The following is a 21,956-nucleotide window of genomic DNA, read 5'->3' as shown; positions in this document are numbered from 1 at the left end:
AAAACTAGAACACGTTTCACTTCGGAGGAGACTCGATGGCCAAGCAGATCCGCGACGTGGTCGAGCAGTACGTCAAGCTGGTCGGCTCCGGCCCGACCGAGGACATCGTGGCGCTGTACGCGCCCGACGCGATCGTGGAGGACCCGGTCGGCACCCCGCCCAAGCGCGGCCACGCTGCCATCCGCGAGTTCTACGAAGTGATCGCCGCGCTGGATCGGGAGACCGAGTTGCGGCCCGAGAACATCAGGATCGCGGGCAATCAGGCCGCGTTCCCGTTCACCATCGTCACCAAGGTCGGCGGACAGCGCTTCGTCCTGTCGCCGATCGACGTGATGGAGTTCGACGAGGAAGGCCGGATCACCGGGATGCGCGCCTACTGGGGTCAGGAGGACATGCGGGTCGAACCCGAGTAGTCGCGCGGCGGCCGGGTGCGCCACATCACATCGCGGCCCCATCACATTCCGGCACGGTCTCTCGTCCGAGAAGTAGGAACCACATCCGCTGATCGAAGGAGATCGACATGGGCGCCACCCGTATAGCCGCCGTCACCCCGCAGCAGGCCGGCCCGATGACCAAGTTGCTGTACCGGCTGGCCAAGCGCCGCTTCCGTGAAGTGCCGGAGCCGTTCGCCGTCACCGCCAACCACCCGAAACTGCTCACCGCCAACGCCGTCCACGAAACCATGGTCGGCAAGGCCAGCACCGCCCTGCCCGCCGTCATCCGTGAGATCGCCGTCTACCGCACGGCGTGGACGATCGGTTGTTCGTGGTGCGTCGACTTCGGCGCCATGCTCATGCGCCTGGGCGAACTGGACGTCGCGCGGCTGGAACACATCGCCGACTACGCGACCTCGCCGCTGTACTCCGACGACGAGCGCGCCGCCATCGCCTACGCCGACGCGATGACCGCCACCCCGACCACGGCCACCGACGAGCAGGTCGCCGACCTGGAGCGGCGCTTCGGCCGAGCGGGCGTGGTCGAGCTCAGCTATCACATCGCGTTGGAAAACTCACGCGCCCGGTTCAATTCGGCGCTCGGGATCACCGCACAGGGTTTCAGCACGGATTCCTGCCGGGTGCCCTGGGCGTGAAAGGGGCCGTGGCGCTGCGGAACGCGCGGGGCGACCTGGCACTTCGGCGCCACGGGCACTCCGGACTGTCGTTAAAGCCCGGAATGCACTAAGAATAGGAGGTGTTGACGTCGCCTGGCCGTGCCGCGGTCGATGAGCTGCCGTCGCGAATTTCGCGCAACGGCAGGCCGGGTCGGCGTCTTCGATTTCTCGAGTTCCCCTCCGTTCAACCCTTTGGAGCCGCATGCTCGACGAACAGACCTCGGACGACGACGTCGCGCGGCTGGCGAGACGAGTCGAGAAGGCCCGGGGCCGTCTCGCCTACCAGTTCGACCCGGCGCTGACCGGCGCGCTGTCGGAGGAGGAACTGGTCGAGGAACGCGAACTGGCCGAACGCATCCGGACGCAGGATCGCGACCAGCGCTGGAAGCAGGCCGAGGCGTCCGCCGCGGCATCCGACCGGGCACGCAACACCTCGGAAGCCATCGAGAAGGCCGAGATCAGGGACCTGCTGCTCGCGCGCAAGGCCATCGCCGCGCAACGGCGCGCGTCCAGCCCGCATGCCAGGCTGGCGTCGCTGTACCGGCACCGTTCGTGGTCACTCGGCTCGCTGGCCGGCGTGGTCGCCGCCGGAATGCTGTGGTCGGCGGTCAACGTCCAGCACAACATCGCGCCGGGTGGCCCGACCGACCCGCTGTACTGGTTCAGCTACCTGCTCGAGGCGATGATCAGCGTGTCGCTGATCATCATCATGATCGGCACGAACAAGGTCACCGAGTGGGGCGTGCTGGACAACCGCAGCCAAGTGGCGGCGGCCGAAGTCGCCCTGCTGACGCTCACCGTGGGCCTCAACACCTACCCGTATGTGAGCGAGGGGCGGTGGTTCGACGCCGCCGTGCACGGGGTGGCCCCGGTGATGATCGGCGTCGCGCTGCTCATCCACGACGCCGCGAGCGCGCGATACGGACGCGCGATCAGCTACGCCACCGAGCAGGTGCGCAACCTGCCCGACCCGACCGGGCACGACCCCTTGCCGGAACCCTCTTCGGAGGACATCCGTTCCGGCGCGGAGGCGGAGTTCCCCATGAATCTGCGCGCGCCGTTGGTTCAGGGCGCACACAGCTAGATCTATCGCTCAGCGGCGCAACAGAAGTCGTCGCCGAGCACGGCGTCCGGCGGGTGCGAACGACAGTCAGGGCCGGTGTGGTGGACGTGAGCCGTCGAGTGGAGACCGGCCCTCGTCCACCACACCGGTGTTCAGTACGGGAGCCGGCTTTCGACCGCGTCCTTGGCCTCTTTGAGCCCGCACCCGGTGAGTTCCCGGTACCGCTTGATCGCGTGAATCTTCCTGCCCTGCGCCAGTAATCCGTCGATCTCCGCCATGCCGTCACCCCGCGGGACCGACGGAACGACGCGCGGTGGTGCGGCCGGGGCCGGCGCCTCGATGCCGAGCTGGGTCATGATCAGATCGATTTTGACGTGCAACGCGTCGACCTTGCGCTCCAAGCGCCGGTTGGCAAACATGACCCATCGTAACGATCGGCGCCGCTCCTCACGCCGCGTCGAGCACGGCGTCGGCGAGACTCGTCCTGGTTTCGAAACGCCCGAGGTCCTCGGCCAGTCGCAGCAGCCGGTCCACGCACCACGTACCGGTGACCAGGCGTAGCCGGCGACCGGTCTGCGTCAGCATGCTCCGCGCGTCGACCAGGACATACAGCCCGGCGACGCCGAAGAACGTGACTTTGGAGAGATCGACGACCACCAGGGGCGCCGCCGTACCCAGTGAACCGATCAGTCTGCGACGGAACACCTCGACGGTGTAATAGTCGACTTCACCCGCAAGGGCGCATAGCGTGACCTCGTCGCTCGGGGCCGTGACGGAGATCTTGAGCCGCTCCGCAGGGTGATCGGCATTGCGAGCGGCGGTGAGAACGTACGTGGGATTGGCCAAGCCTGCCGACATGAGGACCTCGGTCCTGTCGCCCGCAACAATCTCCCGAGGAGGTGCTTGCGGGATGCTGATGCGCTCCGGAGGACCGGGCCGCCGGAGCTAGGCTGTTTGCTCAACCCTCACGAAGGTGTACCCACGGGATGGGGCCGCCACACCCGTATTACGCCGACTTCTCCCGACGCTCCGGCCGCTGCGCCTTGCGCGGCACGATGGTGGGCAGCACGTTGTCGTTGACCGTGTCCGCGTTCACGACCACCTTGGCAACGTCGTCGCGGCTGGGGATGTCGTACATCGCGGGCTGCAGGACCTCCTCCATGATCGCCCGCAGACCACGCGCGCCGGTTCCGCGCAGGATCGCCTGATCGGCGACCGCCTCCAGCGCGTCGTCGGTGAACTCGAGGTCGACCCCGTCCATCTCGAACAACCGGACGTACTGCTTGACCAGCGCGTTCTTCGGCTCGGAGAGGATCTTGACCAGCGATTCCTTGTCCAGGTTGGTCACCGAGGCGACCACCGGCAGACGGCCGATGAACTCGGGGATCAGGCCGAACTTGATCAGATCCTCGGGCATGACGTCCGCGAAGTGATCGGTCGTGTCGATCTCGGCCTTGGACCGAACCTCTGCGCCGAAACCGATACCGCGGTGGCCGGTGCGGTCGGAGATGATCTTCTCCAGGCCCGCGAAAGCGCCCGCGACGATGAACAGCACGTTGGTGGTGTCGATCTGGATGAACTCCTGGTGCGGGTGCTTGCGCCCACCCTGGGGCGGCACGCTCGCCTGGGTGCCCTCCAGGATCTTCAGCAGGGCCTGCTGTACGCCCTCGCCGGAGACATCGCGGGTGATCGACGGGTTCTCGCTCTTGCGGGCGATCTTGTCGACCTCGTCGATGTAGATGATGCCGGTCTCGGCGCGCTTGACGTCGTAGTCGGCGGCCTGGATCAGCTTCAGCAGGATGTTCTCGACGTCCTCGCCGACGTACCCGGCCTCGGTCAGCGCGGTGGCGTCTGCGATGGCGAACGGCACGTTCAGCATCTTCGCCAACGTCTGGGCCAGATAGGTCTTGCCGCAGCCGGTGGGGCCCAGCATCAAAATGTTGGACTTGGCCAGCTCGACGGTCTCGCCGCGGCTGTCGCGACCCTTGTCACCGGCCTGGATGCGCTTGTAATGGTTGTAGACGGCCACCGCGAGAGTGCGCTTGGCGGTGTCCTGGCCGATGACGTAGTTCTCCAGGAAGTCCCGGATCTCGGCAGGCTTGGGCAGCTCATCGAGCTTGACCTCGCTCGATTCGGCGAGTTCCTCCTCGATTATCTCGTTGCAGAGATCGATGCACTCGTCGCAGATGTACACCCCTGGTCCCGCAATGAGCTTCTTGACCTGCTTCTGGCTCTTTCCACAGAACGAGCACTTCAGCAGATCGCCGCCATCTCCGATGCGCGCCATCTCGTGGGTCCCTACTTCCTTGTCCGCGTGCAACCGTCCGTCCAGGTTGCCAGCTGTCCACCACTTTCGCAGCCGCAAACGCATCGACTGAATCGTGGCCGGTGGGCAGTGCTGTCAACCGGGAGCAAAGGTCCCTAGGTTGACCGTACCCGGTGTTCGGGACGGAGGTCGACAACTCGCGCATGTTTCTCGCGCGGGTTGTGCGGGTTGTCACGACGCCGAAAGGCGGACCGCCCGCTTGATCGGCATTCGAACACTCCGAACCGCACCTCGCGCCGCCGCGTGGTTCGAACACATTCTCGAACCGTGGCAGCGCGACAAGCGGTCCGGCCGGGCGGCATACCCATGGCATGCTTCCCGGCCGGAATTCCCTGTCATAGAACGATTTCCGAGCGTACCGCCGCCGGGATCGGCGATCCGCCCAAGTCGTCCCGGCCGGGCCGGGAACGACTGTTCGCGCGTTATTTCTGCGCGCTGAGCTTGCGGTAGTCGAACACCGTGTCGATGATCCCGTATTCCTTGGCGTCCTCGGCCGTCAGGATCTTGTCACGGTCGGTGTCCTTGCGGATGGTGTCGGCGTCCTTGCCGGTGTGCCGCGCGAGCGTGGTCTCCATCAGGCGACGCATGCGCTCGATCTCGGCGGCCTGGATCTCCAGGTCCGACACCTGACCCTGGATGCCACCCTCCAGCGACGGCTGGTGGATCAGCACGCGGGCGTTGGGCAGGCAGGCCCGCTTGCCGGGGGTGCCCGCGGCGAGCAGCACCGCCGCGGCCGAGGCGGCCTGGCCCAGGCAGACCGTGGCGACGTCGGCGCGCACGTACTGCATGGTGTCGTAGATGGCCATCAGCGAGGTGAACGAGCCACCCGGCGAGTTGATGTACATGGTGATGTCGCGGTCGGGGTCCAGCGACTCCAGCACCAGCAGCTGCGCCATGATGTCGTTGGCCGAGGCGTCGTCCACCTGCACGCCGAGGAAGATGATGCGCTCCTCGAACAGCTTGTTGTACGGGTTGGACTCCTTGACGCCGAAGCTCGAGTGCTCGATGAACGACGGCAGGATGTAGCGAGCCTGCGGGCTCTGCGGCGCGATGCCGGACAGGCCGGCGCGCGGGTCGATCGAATTGGCCATCTTCGTCTCCAAAGTCGGTGCGGCGGCCGGACGTTCGAGGTGTCCGGGGGCCTGTGGGTGATCCGGTGCGTTACTTCTTGGCGCCGTTGGCCTGGTTCGCGTGGCTGATCACATGGTCGATGAAGCCGTACTCCAGGGCTTCGGACGCGGTGAACCAGCGGTCGCGGTCGGCGTCGGTGGTGACCTGCTCGACCGACTTGCCGGTGTGCAGCGCCTGCAGCTCGTTCAGCTCACGCTTGGTGTGCGCGAACTGCTCGGCCATGATCGCGATGTCGGCCGCGGAGCCGCCGATCCCCGCGGACGGCTGGTGCATCATGATGCGCGCGTGCGGCAGCGCGTAGCGCTTGCCCTTGGTGCCCGCGGTGAGCAGGAACTGCCCCATCGACGCGGCCAGGCCCATGCCATAGGTGGCGATGTCGCACTCGGCGAACTGCATCGTGTCGTAGATGGCCATACCCGCCGTCACCGAGCCGCCCGGCGAGTTGATGTAGAGCGAGATGTCCTTGGTGGGATCCTCCGCCGAGAGCAACAGGATCTGCGCGCACAGCTTGTTCGCGATGTCGTCGTCCACCTGCGTGCCCAGGAAGATGATGCGCTCACGCAGCAGGCGCTCGTACACCGAATCACTGAGGTTGAGACCAGCAGTCGCGGTTGTCATGACCCCTGCCTGGTTGATTGTCACGGATACCTGCCTTCTCTCGCCGGCTCGTTGCGGAGTGCCACATAGCCATCACTGGTCGGATATGCCGCACCCCATCGGGCGGGCTATCCGACTTGTCGTCACAAACAGTAACGAAGCAGGGCGGCACCGAACTCCCGGTACCGCCCTTTCTTCGCTCACAGCGCAATCAGCGCACCTCTCGGGCGTCGAGCACGCCGACATTCCATGAAATTATTCGGCGTCCGCCGCGGCCGTCTCGACGGCCTGGTCCTCGTCCGCGGAATCGGTGGGAGCGCCGAACATTTCGGCGGTGTCCACCGTGTTGCCCTCGGAGTCGGTGACGGTCACCTTGCCCACCACGCCCGCCAGCGCCTTGCCGCGGCGCACGTCCGCGAACACCGCGCCGAGCTGGCCCGCCTGCTGCACCTGCTGGATGAACTGCTCCGGCGACATGCCGTAGCGCTGCGCCTGGAACAGGATCCGCTCGGTGAGCTCGTCCTGGCCGACCTGGGTGCCCTCCGCCTCGGCGATCGCGTCCAGCAGCAGCTGGGTCTTGACCGACTTCTCGGCGGCCTCCTTGGTCTCGGTGTCGAACTCCTCGCGGGTGCTGCCCTGCGCCTCGAGCGCCTCGGCGAACTTGGCCTCGTCGTGATCGAAGCCGTGCACCGCGTCGTGGGTCACGGCGTCGATCTCGGCCTTCACCACGGCGTCGGGCAGCGGCACCTCGACCTGCTCGAGCAGGGTGTCCAGCACCTTGTCGCGGATCTCGCCGGCCTGCTGCACCTTCTTGACCCGCTCGACTCGGCTGCGCAGATCGGCCTTCAGCTCTTCCAGCGTGTCGAATTCACTGGCCAGCTGGGCGAACTCGTCGTCGGCCTCGGGCAGCTCGCGCTCCTTGACATTCTGCACGGTGACGGTGATGACCGCCTCCTTGCCCGCGTGCTCGCCCGCGACCAGCGTGGAGGTGAACTCCTTCGACTCGCCCGCCGACAATCCGACCAGCGCCTCGTCCAGGCCCTCGATGAGCTGACCGGATCCGACCTCGTGGGACAGGCCGGTCGTGGCGGCCTCGGCCACCTCCTGGCCGTCCACGGTCGCCGAGAGATCGATGGAGACGAAGTCGCCGTCCTGCACCGGACGCTCGACACCGGTCAGGGTGCCGAAGCGCTGGCGCAGCGACTGCAACTGCTCCTCGATGTCCTCGTCGCCGACGGTGAACGCGTCGACGGTCACCGCGATGCTCTCGTAGTCCGGCAGGGTGATCTCCGGACGCACGTCGACCTCGGCGGTGAAGGCGAGCTCCTGACCGTCCTCGATCTTGGTGATCTCGATCTCCGGCTGGCCGATGACCTTCACCTCGGAGGTGGTGACGGCCTCGCTGTAGCGACCCGGCAGCGCGTCGTTGACCACCTGCTCCAGGATCGCGCCGCGACCGAGGCGGGCCTCGAGCAGCTTCGCGGGCGCCTTACCGGGACGGAAGCCGGGGATACGGACCTGCTTGGCCAGTGCCTTGTACGCGCGGTCGAAATCGGGCTTCAGCTCCTCGAAGGGCACCTCGACATTGATCCGGACCCGGGTCGGGCTCAGCTGCTCGACGGTGCTCTTCACGGACATGCTCCTTGTTCGTTGTTCGTACTGGTTGACGTTCGGTGTGCGGTGCCTCCCCGGCACTCCGAAGTCGGAACGGCGGATGAGGCGGCCCTACGCTGGCTGCCGCACTCCCCCGACCGGCGCAGATCCGGACCGGAGTCCCGGCCTCGGCCGAGACGACGAGGAATGCGGCGTACGCCACGCATCCCGACCAGGTTAGTTGACCGGCCGAGCGGACCTGCATCCGGCGGTGGCTCCGCGGGCCGCGAGGGCCGCGGTCACTTCCCCACCGACACCGCGTCGGTGACGAAGACCAGCGTCTCGTACGGCGCGATGCCCCGCCCGCCCGCGCCGTAGCCCAGCTCCGGCGGCACTATCAACAACCTGCGCGAGCCTTCCCGGACGCCGACGAGACCCTGGTCCCATCCGTCGATGACCCGGCCTGCGCCGAGGTCGAGCTGGAACGGCTTGCCGCGACCGAACGAACTGTCCAGCGTCTTCTTGTCCGACCAGGTGACCAGCGCGTAGTTCATGGTGAGCTGCTGCCCCGCCACGGCGCCCGGCCCGCTGCCCTGGATGAGGTCCTTGACGATCAACTGCTTCGGCGGGTCGCAGTCGTCCGGGATGGTGATGGTGGGCGCGGCGCCGAAGCCACCGGTGACGCCGATGTCCTCGGCGGTGCACTCCCGGCCTTTGCTCTGCGTGGCCGGGCGCTGCGCGGGGGAAGGCCCCGCCGCCGCGGTGGTCCTCGTCGCGGAGACGGTCGTGGCGGTCGGCTCGTCGTCCGAGCCGCAAGCCGCCAGCGCGATGGTCGTCGCGGCGAGGGCGCCGATACCGATGATCCTTCCGAGAATGTGCATGCCGCGGACCCTAGACCACGAACAGGCGCCGGGCGGGGCGAGCTTCCCGCGACACGCGCGGACCGCCGCGGGGCGCCCGCTCCGGCTAGGCTGGCGATGAATCTCCATCCGGCGTTGCCGATTCCGATCGGCAACCGTTGCAGGACCGGGACGGCGGTCACTAGTGGCGCCGCTGTCCTCGATACCCGAACGTGAGGAGAGTCGGCGTATGACCCACATGGCGAGTGCGGGTGGCGACACCTCGGCGGACAACGTCGGCAGCACCGGCGGCCGGACGGTCGCCCCGCGTCCCTACCGGCTCGCGGACGTGCCGGGCCCGTTGGAACGCGACGAACTGACGTCGATCGACGCGTGGTGGCGGGCCGCCAACTATCTCGCGGTCGGCCAGATCTATCTGATGGCCAATCCGTTGCTGCGCGAGCCGCTGCGCTCCGAGCACATCAAGCCCAGGCTGCTCGGGCATTTCGGCACGGTGCCCGGCTTGAATCTGGTCTGGGCGCACGCCAATCGCGCGATCCGGCAACGCGGGCTGAACGCCGTCTTCGTCGCGGGCCCCGGGCACGGCGGTCCCGGCCCGAACGCGTGCGCCTGGCTGGAGGGCACATACTCCGAGCTCTACAGCCACATCTCGCAGGACGCGGCGGGCATGGGCGCGCTGTTCGGCCAATTCTCCTTTCCCGGCGGGGTGCCGAGTCACTGCGCGCCGGAGACTCCAGGCTCCTTCCACGAGGGCGGCGAACTCGGCTATTCGTTGCTGCACGCGTTCGGCGCCGCCTTGGACAATCCCGATCTCACCGTGTTCTGCGTGGTGGGCGACGGCGAGGCGGAGACGGGACCGCTGGCCACGAGCTGGCACGCGAACAAGTTCCTCAGCCCGGCGCGCGACGGCGCGGTGCTGCCGATCCTGGCGTTGAACGAGTACAAGATCGCCAATCCGACCATCCTGGCGCGCATCCCGGAATCGGAACTGCTCGCCCTGCTGCGCGGATACGGCTACGAACCGATCGTCGTCGCGGGTGACGATCCGGCGGCGGTGCACCAGGCGATGGCCGCGGCGGTGGACACGAGCATGGAACGCATCGACCGGATCCAGCGCGCCGCGCGCGGCGGCGGTGACGGGGCGCGGCCCACCTGGCCGATGATCGTGCTGCGCACACCCAAGGGCTGGACCTGTCCTCCGGTGGTGGACGGCGACCAGGTCGAGGGCACCTTCCGGGCGCACCAGGTGCCGTTGCCCGGCGCGCGCACCGATGCCGAGCACCGCGCGGTCCTGGAGCAGTGGCTGCGCTCCTACCGTCCGGAGGAGCTGTTCGACGACAGCGGCGCACCGGCGCCGGAACTGATCGCCCAGGTACCGGGCGGCGATCGGCGGATGAGCGCCAATCCGGTCGCCAACGGCGGCGCGCTGCTGCGCGACCTGCGCCTGCCGGACTGGCGTGACTTCGGCGTCGAGGTGCCCGCGCCGGGCGCTACCGAGCACGAAGCCACCAGGGTGCTCGGCGGCTGGCTGCGGGAGGTCACCAGGCGCAATCCGGACAACTTCCTCACCTTCGCGCCGGACGAACTGGCCAGCAACCGGTTACAGGACATCCTCGAGGTCACCGGCCGCGCCTGGCAAGCCGAGATCGACCCCCGCGATCAGAAACTCGACCGCACCGGCCGGGTGATCGAAGTGCTGTCCGAACACATGTGCCAGGGTTTGCTGGAGGGCTACACGCTGACCGGCAGGCACGGTGTGTTCACCTGTTACGAGGCCTTCATCCACATCGTCGACGCGATGTTCAATCAGCACGCGAAATGGCTCGACGCCAGCTCGGCGGTGCCGTGGCGGCGCCCGATTCCCAGCCTGAACTATCTGTTGTCCTCGCACGTCTGGCGCCAGGACCACAACGGCTTCACCCACCAGGACCCCGGTTTCCTGGACGTGGTGCTGAACAAGAAGGCCTCCATCGTGCGGGTGTACCTGCCGCCGGACGCCAACACGCTGCTGTCCACCTATGACCACTGCCTGCGCTCCCGGCACTACGTGAACGTGGTGGTCGCGGGCAAGCAGCCCCAGGCCGACTGGCTGTCGGTCTCCGAAGCCGCCGAGCACTGCGCGCGCGGGATCGGCATCTGGCCGTGGGCGGGCCACCGGGATGAGCCGGGCACCACGCCGGACGTGGTGCTCGCCTGCGCGGGTGATGTACCGACATTGGAGACCCTCGCCGCCGCCGCGATCCTGCGCGAGCGGCTGCCGGAGCTGCGCGTCCGGGTGGTCAACGTGGTCGACCTGATGCGGCTGCAACCGCAGGACGAGCATCCGCACGGCCTGCCCGACCGCGAGTTCGACACGCTGTTCACGCGGGACCGGCCGGTGATCTTCGCCTTCCACGGCTATCCGTGGCTGGTGCACCGGCTGACCTATCGGCGCACCAACCACGGCGCACTGCATGTCCGTGGTTACAAGGAGCGGGGCACGACGACCACGCCGTTCGACATGGTGATGCTCAACGACCTGGACCGATACCACCTCGTCATGGACGTGATCGATCGGGTGCCCAGTCTGCGTGAGCGCGCCGCCGGGCTGCGGCAGGAGATGGTCGACGCGCGCTGGACGGCTCGCGCGTGGACCAGGGAACACGGTGCGGACATCCCCGAGGTAGCCGACTGGAGCTGGCCTTACCGGAGCGGCCACGAGTAAGTACGATCGACCGTATGGAAAGTGGCTCGCACACCGCCGAGATCACCGACAAGCGACTGCTGCGCGGTGCGCGAACTCGCGCCACGGTGCTGCGGCAGGCGGTGGACATCGCCTCGCTGGACGGATTGGACGGCCTCAGCTTCGGCAGGCTGGCCGCCGAAACCGGGCTGAGCAAGGCGGGGATCCAGACCCTGTTCCGCACCAAGGAAGCACTGCAATTGGCCGCCGTCGACCACGCGCGCGACCGGTTCGTGGAAGCGGTCGTCGAACCGGCCCGTTCCGCGCCGCACGGCGTCGCCCGACTGCGAGCCCTGCTCGACCACTGGATGGTCTACGCCGAGACGCCGCTGTTCCCTGGCGGCTGCTTCCGCGTCGCGACCATGGCCGAATGCGACAGCAAGCCGGGCCCGGTGCGCGATGCCCTCTTCCGCGATCAGCGAGCGTGGGTAGGGCTGCTGGCACGGGAGCTGCGCTCGGCGGCGTCCGCCGGTGAGATCGCCGAACTGGACGCGGATCTGGTCGCGTTCCAGATCGATGCGGTGCTGTGCGCCACCAATACCGCGCTGCGACTCGGCGATCCGGAGGCCGCCGACCGCGCCCATCGCATCGTCGAAGGCTTTCTGCGACCGCTCTGAGCAAGCGCCATACGTTTCGGGTATGACACGGACCAACTGGTCGCTGATCCAGCGCATTCGGAAATCTCGGACAGATGGCGTCGGCACCTTGTATCTTGCGGACAACGCGTTCCACGCGTTTCCGTAGCAGTCCCCCCATCCGTCGCCGTTGCCGGAGGGCGCGCAGAAGGGCGGTTCTCATGAACCACACAGCCGAAGCGACCGGGTTGGAAATCCTAGGTGCGATCTTGATGGTGGCCTGGATGGTCGTCATGTGGGCGGCCGTCGGCGTACTCGTCGTCGCGTTGCGTAAACCCCTGCGACCATGGATGTTCCGTACCGCACTCGGTGTCATCGCTCTGGGCGTGGTAGCCCAGATAGGACACTTCCAGGAGCACGTGGCACAGGTCGGGTACTGGATCCAGCACCCGAACTCACCGGCGTGGATGACCCCGTGGGGCACCGGCCTCGCCAACGGATTCGGTCGGGTCGACCACATGAAGCCGGCGCTCGGCATGGAACTTCTGCACTTGGTGGGCAATTTCCATTTCCTCGCCGGACTGGTCGGCATCGCCCTGGTCACCCACCACGCCCTGGAGAGCAAGGCACGCAAGTGGGGTCGCATGGGCGTGCTGATGCAAGGCATCCACGGGCTCGAGCATCTCGCGCTCACCCTGACGGTCGCCTTCGGCACCAAGGCGATCGGGCTGTCGACAATCTTCGGCCTGCTCGACCCCGGCCCCGGCGCGGCGACGTACCGCATTTGGTGGCACTTCCTGGCCAACGTGATCGGCACGACCATCTTCGCCGTCGCGCTATATCACCTGTGGCGCGAACGCGCGGTGATCGAAGCCCCGTTCCGCGACCCCGCCGCCGCGAAGCCGAAGCGCGCCCCGGCCGCGGCCGAGGGTTCGGGTGCCCCGGCATTCGCGGCGGTGACCGAAGCCTGATCGATCGACCGATCCCGCACGCCTCGACGCGGCGCACCAGCGGCGTAGCGGCGTAGCGGCATTCCGACACAGAAGCAAAGGGCGTCCGCCATCCCGGCGGACGCCCTTTTTCGCGCATAAAGCAGCCTTCGGAACACACTGCCGACCGAAGCGAGAAGTGCGGCCCGAAGCCCGACACGGCCGATCGAAAAGCTCGTGGTACCGGATCCTGCGACGACAGTCGGTCTCCCAGCACCACGACGGGCCGCGACCCCTCACAATCGACCACCAACGTGTCGCCGGCATCGCCGTGCGCAGTGCTACCGCAGCGGAATCATCCCGCTCACAGCGGCAACCGGGCGGACGAGCACCGCGGCCCATCCTCTGTTCAGCCGTCCCGATCCTGCGCACGTGCTGAAGCCACCTCTTCGGTTTTCCGCGGACCGAGCGCTGCGCGTCTGCGCCGCCGCTGGTCAGGGCGCTTGCTCCCACCAGGGAAGACAAAACCCCTTCCCACGTATGAGAAACCACTCGACAAAATATCGACCCGTCGATTAATGTGACGTTATCCAACGGCACGATAGATAGGGACCCGCGGATCGGACCACACCGGACCGATCCCCATCCCGAGGTGGCGAGATGAACGGACGCGAACGATGACCGGCATCACGCCGCACCAGCGACGGACACAGACCTGGCTCGTCCGCCCGCTGATCGTGAGCGCGATAGCGGCCACGCCGGAAACCCCGGCGTCGACCGAAGCGCTGGCCGGGCCCGACACGACCGTCGCCCCGCGCCCCGCAGCAGACCCGGGCCGCCACGGATACGACAGGCCGGGCTCTCCCCATTCCGACGACCGGGACCGAGCCGATCGGCACCGCCCCGCGGACGACATGTCCGCGACGGATGCCACCCCGATCCCCTCCCCGCCCCCACCTCGCGCGGCAACCCCGACCACCGACGTTCGCCGCACCGCCGCAGCTCGCGCCGTACCGCCGTGCACAGCGCGAAATCCGAACGGAGACTTACGATGATCGCCAACACCACTCATCTCGCCGCCAGACTGCTCGCTTGTGCCGCGATCGTCGGCACGCTCACCGCGGGCGCCGCGGGCATCGCCGGAGCGGAGTCGCATTCGGGTCCGTCCAACCCGCGCAACGGCACGGGCGACACCACCGGTTGGCACCACATCGACCCCATGGGCTACCACCATCGCGACAGCGACCGACTGGACGCCGACGAGGCCGACCAGGCCGTCCGCGACTACCGCCAGCGGCAGAACCAGGCGGCACCGGCCGACGTCCCCACCGGCGACGAGTCCGACGGTTCGAGCTGGTCGCGGGTGGCCCGCCCGGACGGCACCGGCTACACCGTCTGCCGGGCGCAGGCCACCTGGTGCCGGTGACCGCAGGACCGGCACACCCTCTCGCACTCGAAACCTTCCGTGACGTCCCCCTGGACTGATCGTCCCGCTATCTAGCGGCACATTACTTGAAGTATCACCATTCCCGGAAATCCACTCCGACCGGGATAACGCACGAAAGAGAAACACTCATGATCAAGATTAGCGGGCTTCGCCGGCCGACCGCGTGTGACGACAAGCGCGGCGGCACGGTACGGACGCTCACCCTGCTGGCGGCGGCAGCGGTGGCGGCGGGCGGCCTGGGCCTCGGCGCGGGCACCGCCGAGGCTCAGGGCGCTGCCTGCCTCTGGGCGGGGGGCGCCTACGGCCAGGGCACCACGGTCGTGGCAGGGGGATGGACCTTCGCCTGCGGAACCGACGGACTGGGCGCGCCGTACTGGCATCGGGGAGCCCCCGCGCGGCAGGCCAGCACCGTGCCGAACCCGGGCGCCTACGCCCACCCCGCAGGCCTGTTCAGCCCCGGCGCCCGGCAGTACGGCACGGAGTACAACGACTACTGCGTCGGCAGCCAGCTCATCGAGGGTTCCGAGGACGTCTACCAGGTGGTCTCGGACGGACACGGAGCGCTGTGGTGGAAGGCCGCCGGCTCGATCGACCAGTGGGCCTTCGATCCCGGTAGCGGCCCGCAGCGGTCCTGGCGGTCGTCGAGCCTGTGCTACGACGGCTCGCTGACCTGACACCTGCCCGATCCCGGCTACCGCACGCCCGTGACCGTCACGACGGTCACGGGCGTGCTCGCGTTCGCGCGGGCCGCCGCTCCGATTCCAGCCGGATCCGCTCGGCGAGGTGATCCGGCACGTGCCAGCTGATGTCGGCCCTGGTGGCCGCCATCAGCTTCCTGCGCACGGACGCCACCTGGGCATCGACCGTGCGGATCGAGCTGCCCCGGCGCGCGGCGATGGCACTGTTGGCCCAGCCCGCCGCGGCAAGCACCGCCACTTCGCGTTCCGCAGGCGTCAACTCCTCCCAGCGCGAGGCGGTGGACCTCGCCTGCGGACGCGGGTTCGGCAGCTTGTCGACCGGCAATCTGCCGAGCAGCAGCAATTGCAGCTCGTCGCGTTCGGGACGCAACCGGGCGCCGCGCTGGACGGCCGCGGCGTGGGCCTCGGCACCGATGACCGCGGTGACCGCCGCGACGGCTCGAGCGGTGCCGCGAGCCACCAGCGTCACCCGGTCGGCGACGATGCCCATCGAGCGGTGCAGGGTGGCGATTCCGCCTTGCAGATGGGCGATCTCGGTGGCGGCGGCGATGGCTTCGGCGCTGCCGGTGTCGCCCGCCTCGATCCGGGCGGACAGCAGATAGGTCAGCGCCATCATGCTGAAGTGCGCGACCCAGCCCGCCGTCCAGGTGTCCCCGGTGATCAGCAGGCGCTCCAGGGTGGACTGCCCGAGTTTCACCGCCTCCCGCGGATCGCCGTGCCGGGACACCGCGATCATCCAGGCCAGCTCCGCCCAGGAGGTCGCCCAGCCCGCGTCGGAAGCCACGGCCCGGTCGAGATGCCCGCGCGCGGCCCCGAGCGCGACGTCCGCGTCGCCCAGGTTCGCGTAGGTGAGGGCCTCGAACAGTTCGCTGCGCTGCTCCCCCGCCCGGTCGCCCAGAACGGCGAACTTCCGGCGCGCCCTGGCCAAGACGTCCACCGCTCGCAGGTCGAGGTGGATCAGCAGGAGCTCGAGGCCCCAGGTGAATTCCACCGCGGCGGGCAGACCGAGGTCGGTCGCCGTCGTCGCACGCCAGCCGGCCCGCAGTTCCGAGGGCAGGCACTCCGCGGCGCATTCGTCCAGCAGTTGCGCGGTGTAGGCGTGCCTGCCCTGCCAGATGGCGATCCAGCCCACCAGCGCGGTCGCATTGATCCGCAGCCGGGTCGGCGGCGGCTCGACCTGCGCGGTGACCTCCAGGGCCTGCTCGGTCAGACTGGTGATTGCCCGGTTCGAGCCGGTGATGAACGGCACGCGCAGCGCCATCAGCGTCGCGGCGGTCTCCAGTCCGACCACCGCCTCCTCCGGGTCGGTGAGGCTGGTCTCGACGGCGATCAGAATGTTGTCCCACGCCGCTCGCGCCCACGCGATCCACTCCTGCTCTCGCGGGCCGTACCAGGTGGCGGGCCCCGCGGCGACACGGTCGCGGTAGTGCCGTCGATGCCGGGCGAGCAGTCGCGCTTCGTCCAGGTGGTCGCCGCGGGTGGACAGCCGGTCGCGCACGAAGACCCGGACGCTCTCCAGCAGGTAGTAGCGCACCGTCGCCGCGGTGATGTGGGCCGACAGCAGCGAGCGTTCGACCAGGCGCTCGAGCAGCCCCTCGATCCGCTCGGGGGGTAGCGCAGGGTCCGCGCACACCGCCACGATCGCGTCCACTTCGGCCCCGCCGGACTGCGTCTCGTCGTTCTCGGCGTCGCAACCGGTGGCGAAGACCGACAAGCGCTCCAACAGCAACTGTTCGGGTGCGGTGCACAGACCGTAGGACCAGGCGATCACGTCGCGCACGCTGCGGTGCCGTTCGCCGACACCGCCCCTGGCGCCGTGCGTCCACTGCAGTCGGCGATCGTCGGTGTCGCCGGACAACTCGCGCAACACGATCGCGGGTGGCCGGTGCAGCAGCCGTGCGGCGGCCAAGCGGATGAACAGCGGGTTGTTGTCGACGTGCCCGCAGATCCGGGTGGCGATGGCCAGTTGTCCGGGGTCCTCGGGAATCGGCCGTCCGGTGCGCTCGGCTCGCCGCCGGAACAGTTCCAGGGCGTGCACGCTGGACAGCGGCGGCACGGTCACCAGCTGCTCGTCGATCCAGCCGACCGGCTCGCGGCTGGTCGCGACGATGGTCAAGCCGGGGATTTCCTGCAGCAGGCCGACGACGAGCGGACCGACGCCGCCCAGCACGTGTTCGCAGTTGTCCAGCACCAGGATGGTCCGGTGCGTCTCGTCCTCGGCGCCGGCATCGGTGAGGGTCTCCAGCAAGCCGTCCCATGCGGAGCGGCCCACTATGCCGTTCTTCGCGACGGACAAGAGCACTTCCTCGGCGACCGCTCCCGTCTCCGCGCCGGGCGCGAGACGGGCCAGGCGCGTCCAGTACACCGTGTGCCGTGCCCCGCCTCGGTATCTGCGCACGGCTTCCACCGCCAGCGTCGTCTTGCCGATGCCACCGGGCCCGACCAGGGTGATCAGCCGGGCGCTCGACGAGTTCAGCAAGGCGTCTATCCGCCGCAGTTCGGCATGCCTGCCCACGAACTCCGCGGGCGCGACGGGGCCGTTGCCGCCGCCGCTGCTCACCTCCGACATGCCGACGCACCTACCGATCCGGAAAACCACTGCTCGAGCAGCCTAATGGGCGCGTCCCGTCCTGCCTTTGCGGCTACGGCTGGGCCGCCGCTCGGATTCGTACCGGACCCGGTCGGCGAGCTCGTCGGGAATGTGGGCCGCGATGTCCGCGCGGGAGGCGATCATCAGCTTCTGCCGGATGGCGGCCACCTGCGCGTCGACCGTCCGGATGGAGCTGCGCCTGCGACCTGCGATGGCGCTGTTGGGCCAGCCCGCCGCCGCGAAGACGGCGACGTCGCGTTCGGCCTCCGAGAGGTCGCTCCAGCGCGTGGCGGGCCGCCGCGACGCCGGCCGGGAAGCGCCCTGCCGGTCCGGCCGACGGGCGGGCGGCGCCGGATCCGGGGCTGGAGACCACAGCGCGTCGAGCTCGGGGCGCAGCCGCGTCCTGCGTTCGGCGGAGGCGTAGGCGCGGTCGCCGAGCACCGCGCGGGAGACCTCCGCGGCGCGGCGCATCTCGGCGGCGATCAGCGGAACCCGGTCGACGGATATGCCCATCGATCGCTGACGCGTCTTGAATCCGCCTACCAGGTAGGCGATCTCCCGCGCGGTGTCGGCGGCCGCGGCGGAATCACCGCCCTCGGCCCGCTGCGCGACGAGGACCTGGGCCAGCGCGACGATGTGCGCGCCCACCGCCCAGCTCGCCGTCCAGGTGTCCGGTTCGCCGCGGTAGCGGGTGAGCACCCCGTGGGTCAGCGTCAGCGCCTCGGTGGCGGACCCGTGTTTGGCCAGCGCCACCGCGCGCGCGATCTCGGCCCAGGCGCGCGACAATGTCGAGCCGGACGACACCGATCGATCCAGGAATCGCGCCGTGTTCTCCAGCGCCTCCCGCCGGTCGCCGACGAGGGCGGAACAGAACGCCGCGAACACGTCGCTGCGTTCGGCGCCGATGCGATCGCCCTGTTCGGCGAATTTGCGGCGGGCCCGAGCAAGGACGGTGACGGCGCGCGGGTCACCGCGCACGAGCATCAGCTCGAGCCCCCACAGCCACTCGACCGGGGCGGGCAGCCCGAAATCGATATCGGTGTAGCGCGGCCCGGCTCCCGGTGGGAGGGCGGCGCAGTCGGCGAGCAGTTGCGGGATGTGATCGGTCCGTCCCTGCCACAGCGAGATCCAGCCGAGCAGCGCGGTGGCCAGGTCGGCCGGCCCGGAAGGGCCCAGCCCGGAGGCCCGGGTGGCCTCGAGCGCGCGTTCGGTCAACCGGGTCAGCGCGCCCGCACCGGACTTGACGTACGGCACCTTCATCGACAGCAGGACGGTGGCGATCTCCAGGGCGACCACGGCCTCCGCCGGGTCGGCCAGACCGGATTCGATGCCGAGCACGATGTCGTTCCACGCCGAGCGCGCCCAGGACAGCCAGGCCTGATCCTGCGGCCCGAGCCAGATGGCCTGCCCGGCGACCACCTTGTCCCGGAAATACCGGCGGTGGCGCGCGGCGAGCCGGTCGAACTCCCCACGGTCCCGGCGGCGCAGCCGCTCCCGGGCGAACACGCGGACGCTTTCCACCAGATACCAGCTGACCGTGGTCGCGGTGAGATGTGCCGACAGCAGCGACTGTTCGGTGAGCCGCTCCAGCAGGTGTTCGATCGCACTCGCGGGCAGGGCGTCGTCGGCGCATACCGCGATCGCGGCGTCGAGCTCGATGCCCCCGCGCAGCGACTCGTCGTCGGTCTCGTACCCGGCGGCGAAGACCGACAGTCGCTCGAGCAGCAACTGCTCGGAGGAGCCGCAGAGCGCGAACGACCAGGCGATCACGTCGTAGACACCGCGGTGGCGCTGCTCGGCGCCTGCCCGTGCGCCGTGGGTCCAGTGCAAGCGTTTATCGTCCGCGTCGCCGGTGAGTTCGCGCAGCACCATGACCGGCGGCTGGTGCCGCAGACGCGCCGCGGCCAGGCGGATGAACAGCGGGTTGTGGTCGACCCGGCGGCAGATCCGGGCGGCGACGGCCACCGCCTCGCGGTCGTCCGGGATCGCCCGCCCGATGAGTTCGGCGCGCTGCCGGAACAATTCGAGCGACTGCCGCGGCGACAGCGGCGGCACGGGCAGGATGTACTCGTCGGCCCAGCCGATCGGTTCGCGGCTGGTGGCCAGGACGGTCAGGCCCGGTGCGGATTCCAGCAACTCGGCGATCATCGCCGCGACCACGCCGAGCAGGTGTTCGCAGTTGTCCAGGACGAGGACAGCGCGCTCGGTGGAACGGTCTCCGCTGGTGAACGTGCGTACCAGCGCGTCACGGGTGGGTGGCGAACTGAGGTCGGTGCGCACGGCCGACTGCATCACGTCCTGCGCGGTGGCGGTGCTGTCGGCCTCCAGCCCGGCCAGCCGCGCCCAGTACACCGGCCTGCGCCGGGCGTGCGCGCCGCGGCACAACGCTTCCGCGGCCAACCTCGTCTTGCCGATCCCGCCCGGGCCGACCAGGGTGATCAGGCGCGCGCCGCTGTCCAGCAGCGCGCCCAGCCGGTCCAATTCCGTTTCCCGGCCGCAGAATTCACTGGTGGATGCAGGCAGCACGTCGCCACGTGCCTGAACCAGGGACATAAAACGAAAGTTAGCCGACGACGCGGCAACGCGCTCGACAATCAGAGGTTACGCAAAGGTCAAGCCCCTGTTTACCAGGGCAACGGACTCCGTTTCCGCGCCGATTGCTACCTCGCGGAGGCCATCTGCTGGTAGTGCATCTGGACCACCGCGCTGTCGAAAGTCATCACGTCGACGAGTTGCAGCCCCGATACCACCGCGGGCGTCGGGAACAGCGGAATCCCGCCGCCGAGCAGGATCGGGTGCACGAACAACCGGTACTCATCGATCAGGTCGTGCTTCATGAACTCCGACGCCGTCTCCGCGCCGCCGAACAGGACCATGTCGCATCCCGGCTGCGCGCGCAACGCGGTGATCTCCTCGACGAGGTCGTCGCGCACCACGCGGGTGTTCCAGCCCGCGGAGGACAGGGTGCGGGAGAAGACCACCTTGGGCGTCTGTTTCCAGCACCGCGCGAAATCCACGTAGAACTCCGAGATCGCGGGATCCACGTCGGCGGTCGGCCAGAACGACGCCATGATCTCGTATGTTTTGCGGCCGTAGAGGAACAGGTCGGCCGAGCGTAATTCGTCCAGGAACGACTCGCACAGTTCCTCGTCCACCACCGGCCAGTGGATCTCCTGATCCGGCCCCTCCGCGAAGCCGTCGAGCGACATCTGCATCCACAGCGTCACGCTTCCCATGTGCCCACACCCATCTGCTGCCCTTGTGCGACTTCCAGATTGTCGGGGAGAGCGACACTTCGGCGCATCGGTAGGTCGCCGGAAGACATACTTAAGTAGACGAGCGTAGGTAGCCCCGCGGCACGCGAACGCGCGCCGGATGACACCAATATACCGTTGATCAACGGCACGTTACTGCTACGTATCGCCAATGATGGGAATCTGAAACGGGAATATTTCGACCCGCCGCGAGTCCGCGCCGCCGGTCAGCTCTCCGGCAGCGCCTCGGCTAGCTCGGCGTCCTGGTCGAGATACCTTGCGATGAGCCGGTTCACGAGTTCGGCGGTGGTCTCCGCCGGGACCGCCCTGGTCGCCTCCAGCCGCTGCGCGAGTTCGGCCACCTGCGCCGGGCCGCGATCGGAATCCTGGAACGACGCCCACGCGGTACGCCGGAACAGATCCACGTAGCGCCGCGCGATCCGCTCGGCGTCGGCGCGCAGCTTCTCCAGTTCGCCGAGCACCTCGTCGGCCGGGATGCCCACGGCCGCCATCTGCTCGAGACTGTGCGCCAGACGGCGATCCGCGATGCGGTAGGTCGCCGCGTCGACGGGTTCGTACAGACCCGCCGCGACGACCCGGGCCAGACCGTTGGGCACGTCGCGATAGCGCTCGGCCAGTTCGGTTGCCGCGATCGTTTCGCCCGCCTCGACGGCCGCCTCTGGCGAGCCGGGCTCGGCGACACCGAGGATATCCCCCAGATCGTCGCCACGATCCCAGGCGTTGAGCAATTCCCTGATGCCGTTGAGTTTGATCCCGCGATCGAGCAACCTGCTGATGGTCCGCACCCGGTTGAGGTGGTCGGCGCCGTAGAAACCGGTACGCCCCTTGACCTGCGGGGGCGGCAGCACGCCCCGTTCGTGGTAAACGCGCAGGCTACGCACGGTCGTACCGGCCTCCCGCGCCAGCTCGTCGATCGTGTACTCCACACCCGCAGTCATACCTCAAGGAAACCACATCGCAACACGGGACGGCCGCCGGTGCGCGGCCATTGTCGGGGCGACCGACCGGTCCATAGCGACATTTCAGCAAACATCGTCCG

Annotated in this window: 19 protein-coding genes; 8 read left to right on the top strand and 11 right to left on the bottom strand. The window is 68.6% G+C overall.

What is annotated here, in order from left to right; translation table 11 throughout:
- Nucleotides 1-35: 35 nt before the first annotated feature.
- The 3 genes from ABZ420_RS04655 to ABZ420_RS04645 all read left to right on the top strand — a co-directional run bounded on the left by ABZ420_RS04655 (nucleotide 36) and on the right by ABZ420_RS04645 (nucleotide 2,195).
- The gene (locus tag ABZ420_RS04655) at nucleotides 36-413 is read left to right on the top strand and encodes a nuclear transport factor 2 family protein (RefSeq protein WP_357117075.1); all 378 of its coding nucleotides are present in this window, start codon (nucleotides 36-38) and stop codon (nucleotides 411-413) included.
- A gap of 107 nt (nucleotides 414-520) precedes the next feature.
- Nucleotides 521-1,090 (top strand): carboxymuconolactone decarboxylase family protein, encoded by a 570-nt coding sequence (locus ABZ420_RS04650; protein WP_357117073.1) that lies wholly within the window; start codon nucleotides 521-523, stop codon nucleotides 1,088-1,090.
- A gap of 223 nt (nucleotides 1,091-1,313) precedes the next feature.
- Complete coding sequence (locus ABZ420_RS04645; RefSeq protein ID WP_357117071.1) at nucleotides 1,314-2,195, top strand: hypothetical protein; 882 nt, start codon at nucleotides 1,314-1,316, stop codon at nucleotides 2,193-2,195.
- A gap of 131 nt (nucleotides 2,196-2,326) precedes the next feature.
- Here ABZ420_RS04645 and ABZ420_RS04640 read toward each other — a convergent pair whose 3' ends face one another.
- The 7 genes from ABZ420_RS04640 to ABZ420_RS04610 form a co-directional block, all read right to left on the bottom strand.
- On the bottom strand, nucleotides 2,327-2,593 hold the full coding sequence (locus ABZ420_RS04640) for a ribosomal protein L7/L12 (protein WP_357117069.1): 267 nt from the start codon (nucleotides 2,591-2,593) through the stop codon (nucleotides 2,327-2,329).
- Between the two features lie 28 nt (nucleotides 2,594-2,621).
- Nucleotides 2,622-3,032 carry an STAS domain-containing protein gene (locus ABZ420_RS04635; protein WP_357117067.1) on the bottom strand — a complete coding sequence of 137 codons (411 nt, stop codon included), beginning with the start codon at nucleotides 3,030-3,032 and terminating at the stop codon, nucleotides 2,622-2,624.
- Nucleotides 3,033-3,180: 148 nt separating this feature from the next.
- Nucleotides 3,181-4,461 (bottom strand): ATP-dependent Clp protease ATP-binding subunit ClpX, encoded by a 1,281-nt coding sequence (clpX, locus tag ABZ420_RS04630; RefSeq protein WP_040865558.1) that lies wholly within the window; start codon nucleotides 4,459-4,461, stop codon nucleotides 3,181-3,183.
- A gap of 461 nt (nucleotides 4,462-4,922) precedes the next feature.
- Nucleotides 4,923-5,591: an ATP-dependent Clp protease proteolytic subunit gene (locus tag ABZ420_RS04625; protein WP_040865481.1), complete on the bottom strand. Its 669-nt coding sequence runs from the start codon at nucleotides 5,589-5,591 to the stop codon at nucleotides 4,923-4,925.
- Between the two features lie 70 nt (nucleotides 5,592-5,661).
- Complete coding sequence (locus ABZ420_RS04620) at nucleotides 5,662-6,249, bottom strand: ATP-dependent Clp protease proteolytic subunit (protein WP_040865480.1); 588 nt, start codon at nucleotides 6,247-6,249, stop codon at nucleotides 5,662-5,664.
- Nucleotides 6,250-6,483: 234 nt separating this feature from the next.
- Nucleotides 6,484-7,860: a trigger factor gene (tig, locus tag ABZ420_RS04615; RefSeq protein WP_357117065.1), complete on the bottom strand. Its 1,377-nt coding sequence runs from the start codon at nucleotides 7,858-7,860 to the stop codon at nucleotides 6,484-6,486.
- Nucleotides 7,861-8,120: 260 nt separating this feature from the next.
- Entirely contained in the window at nucleotides 8,121-8,702 is a 582-nt protein-coding gene (locus ABZ420_RS04610) for an FKBP-type peptidyl-prolyl cis-trans isomerase (RefSeq protein ID WP_357117063.1), read from the bottom strand.
- 208 nt (nucleotides 8,703-8,910) lie between these two features.
- Between ABZ420_RS04610 and ABZ420_RS04605 the strand changes: the two genes are divergently transcribed.
- From ABZ420_RS04605 to ABZ420_RS04585, 5 genes are all read left to right on the top strand, one after another.
- Nucleotides 8,911-11,385, top strand: a complete 2,475-nt coding sequence (locus tag ABZ420_RS04605) for a phosphoketolase family protein (protein ID WP_357117061.1) — start codon at nucleotides 8,911-8,913, stop codon at nucleotides 11,383-11,385.
- Between the two features lie 14 nt (nucleotides 11,386-11,399).
- Nucleotides 11,400-12,020 carry a TetR/AcrR family transcriptional regulator gene (locus ABZ420_RS04600; RefSeq protein ID WP_357117060.1) on the top strand — a complete coding sequence of 207 codons (621 nt, stop codon included), beginning with the start codon at nucleotides 11,400-11,402 and terminating at the stop codon, nucleotides 12,018-12,020.
- Between the two features lie 179 nt (nucleotides 12,021-12,199).
- Entirely contained in the window at nucleotides 12,200-12,949 is a 750-nt protein-coding gene (locus tag ABZ420_RS04595; protein ID WP_357117058.1) for a DUF6008 family protein, read from the top strand.
- A 1,009-nt stretch (nucleotides 12,950-13,958) separates the two neighbouring features.
- On the top strand, nucleotides 13,959-14,333 hold the full coding sequence (locus ABZ420_RS04590) for a hypothetical protein (RefSeq protein ID WP_357117056.1): 375 nt from the start codon (nucleotides 13,959-13,961) through the stop codon (nucleotides 14,331-14,333).
- Between the two features lie 149 nt (nucleotides 14,334-14,482).
- Nucleotides 14,483-15,028, top strand: coding sequence for a hypothetical protein (locus tag ABZ420_RS04585; RefSeq protein ID WP_357117054.1), 546 nt, complete (start codon nucleotides 14,483-14,485; stop codon nucleotides 15,026-15,028).
- A gap of 46 nt (nucleotides 15,029-15,074) precedes the next feature.
- Here the strand turns inward: ABZ420_RS04585 and ABZ420_RS04580 are convergent, their stop codons facing one another.
- From ABZ420_RS04580 to ABZ420_RS04565, 4 genes are all read right to left on the bottom strand, one after another.
- Nucleotides 15,075-17,621, bottom strand: a complete 2,547-nt coding sequence (locus ABZ420_RS04580) for a hypothetical protein (RefSeq protein WP_357117052.1) — start codon at nucleotides 17,619-17,621, stop codon at nucleotides 15,075-15,077.
- Between the two features lie 42 nt (nucleotides 17,622-17,663).
- Nucleotides 17,664-20,195, bottom strand: a complete 2,532-nt coding sequence (locus ABZ420_RS04575) for a hypothetical protein (protein WP_357117050.1) — start codon at nucleotides 20,193-20,195, stop codon at nucleotides 17,664-17,666.
- A 107-nt stretch (nucleotides 20,196-20,302) separates the two neighbouring features.
- Nucleotides 20,303-20,878: a dihydrofolate reductase family protein gene (locus ABZ420_RS04570; RefSeq protein WP_040865472.1), complete on the bottom strand. Its 576-nt coding sequence runs from the start codon at nucleotides 20,876-20,878 to the stop codon at nucleotides 20,303-20,305.
- Nucleotides 20,879-21,123: 245 nt separating this feature from the next.
- Nucleotides 21,124-21,855, bottom strand: coding sequence for a MerR family transcriptional regulator (locus ABZ420_RS04565; RefSeq protein ID WP_357117048.1), 732 nt, complete (start codon nucleotides 21,853-21,855; stop codon nucleotides 21,124-21,126).
- Nucleotides 21,856-21,956 lie beyond the last annotated feature (101 nt).

This window comes from Nocardia sp. NPDC005745, assembly GCF_040630775.1.
Lineage (GTDB): Bacteria > Actinomycetota > Actinomycetes > Mycobacteriales > Mycobacteriaceae > Nocardia.
This window is presented reverse-complemented; position numbering and strand designations above follow the sequence as displayed.

What these genes read in the sequence shown, in the direction of transcription:
- ABZ420_RS04620 (WP_040865480.1), bottom strand. Translation starts at nt 6,249, where the DNA reads ATGACAACCGCGACTGCTGGTCTCAACCTCAGTGATTCGGTGTACGAG.
- ABZ420_RS04580 (WP_357117052.1), bottom strand. Translation starts at nt 17,621, where the DNA reads ATGTCGGAGGTGAGCAGCGGCGGCGGCAACGGCCCCGTCGCGCCCGCG.
- ABZ420_RS04645 (WP_357117071.1), top strand. Translation starts at nt 1,314, where the DNA reads ATGCTCGACGAACAGACCTCGGACGACGACGTCGCGCGGCTGGCGAGA.
- ABZ420_RS04565 (WP_357117048.1), bottom strand. Translation starts at nt 21,855, where the DNA reads ATGACTGCGGGTGTGGAGTACACGATCGACGAGCTGGCGCGGGAGGCC.
- ABZ420_RS04610 (WP_357117063.1), bottom strand. Translation starts at nt 8,702, where the DNA reads ATGCACATTCTCGGAAGGATCATCGGTATCGGCGCCCTCGCCGCGACG.
- clpX (WP_040865558.1), bottom strand. Translation starts at nt 4,461, where the DNA reads ATGGCGCGCATCGGAGATGGCGGCGATCTGCTGAAGTGCTCGTTCTGT.
- ABZ420_RS04625 (WP_040865481.1), bottom strand. Translation starts at nt 5,591, where the DNA reads ATGGCCAATTCGATCGACCCGCGCGCCGGCCTGTCCGGCATCGCGCCG.
- ABZ420_RS04635 (WP_357117067.1), bottom strand. Translation starts at nt 3,032, where the DNA reads ATGTCGGCAGGCTTGGCCAATCCCACGTACGTTCTCACCGCCGCTCGC.
- ABZ420_RS04570 (WP_040865472.1), bottom strand. Translation starts at nt 20,878, where the DNA reads ATGGGAAGCGTGACGCTGTGGATGCAGATGTCGCTCGACGGCTTCGCG.
- ABZ420_RS04600 (WP_357117060.1), top strand. Translation starts at nt 11,400, where the DNA reads ATGGAAAGTGGCTCGCACACCGCCGAGATCACCGACAAGCGACTGCTG.
- ABZ420_RS04655 (WP_357117075.1), top strand. Translation starts at nt 36, where the DNA reads ATGGCCAAGCAGATCCGCGACGTGGTCGAGCAGTACGTCAAGCTGGTC.
- ABZ420_RS04595 (WP_357117058.1), top strand. Translation starts at nt 12,200, where the DNA reads ATGAACCACACAGCCGAAGCGACCGGGTTGGAAATCCTAGGTGCGATC.
- ABZ420_RS04575 (WP_357117050.1), bottom strand. Translation starts at nt 20,195, where the DNA reads ATGTCCCTGGTTCAGGCACGTGGCGACGTGCTGCCTGCATCCACCAGT.
- ABZ420_RS04590 (WP_357117056.1), top strand. Translation starts at nt 13,959, where the DNA reads ATGATCGCCAACACCACTCATCTCGCCGCCAGACTGCTCGCTTGTGCC.
- ABZ420_RS04605 (WP_357117061.1), top strand. Translation starts at nt 8,911, where the DNA reads ATGACCCACATGGCGAGTGCGGGTGGCGACACCTCGGCGGACAACGTC.
- ABZ420_RS04585 (WP_357117054.1), top strand. Translation starts at nt 14,483, where the DNA reads ATGATCAAGATTAGCGGGCTTCGCCGGCCGACCGCGTGTGACGACAAG.
- ABZ420_RS04650 (WP_357117073.1), top strand. Translation starts at nt 521, where the DNA reads ATGGGCGCCACCCGTATAGCCGCCGTCACCCCGCAGCAGGCCGGCCCG.
- ABZ420_RS04640 (WP_357117069.1), bottom strand. Translation starts at nt 2,593, where the DNA reads ATGTTTGCCAACCGGCGCTTGGAGCGCAAGGTCGACGCGTTGCACGTC.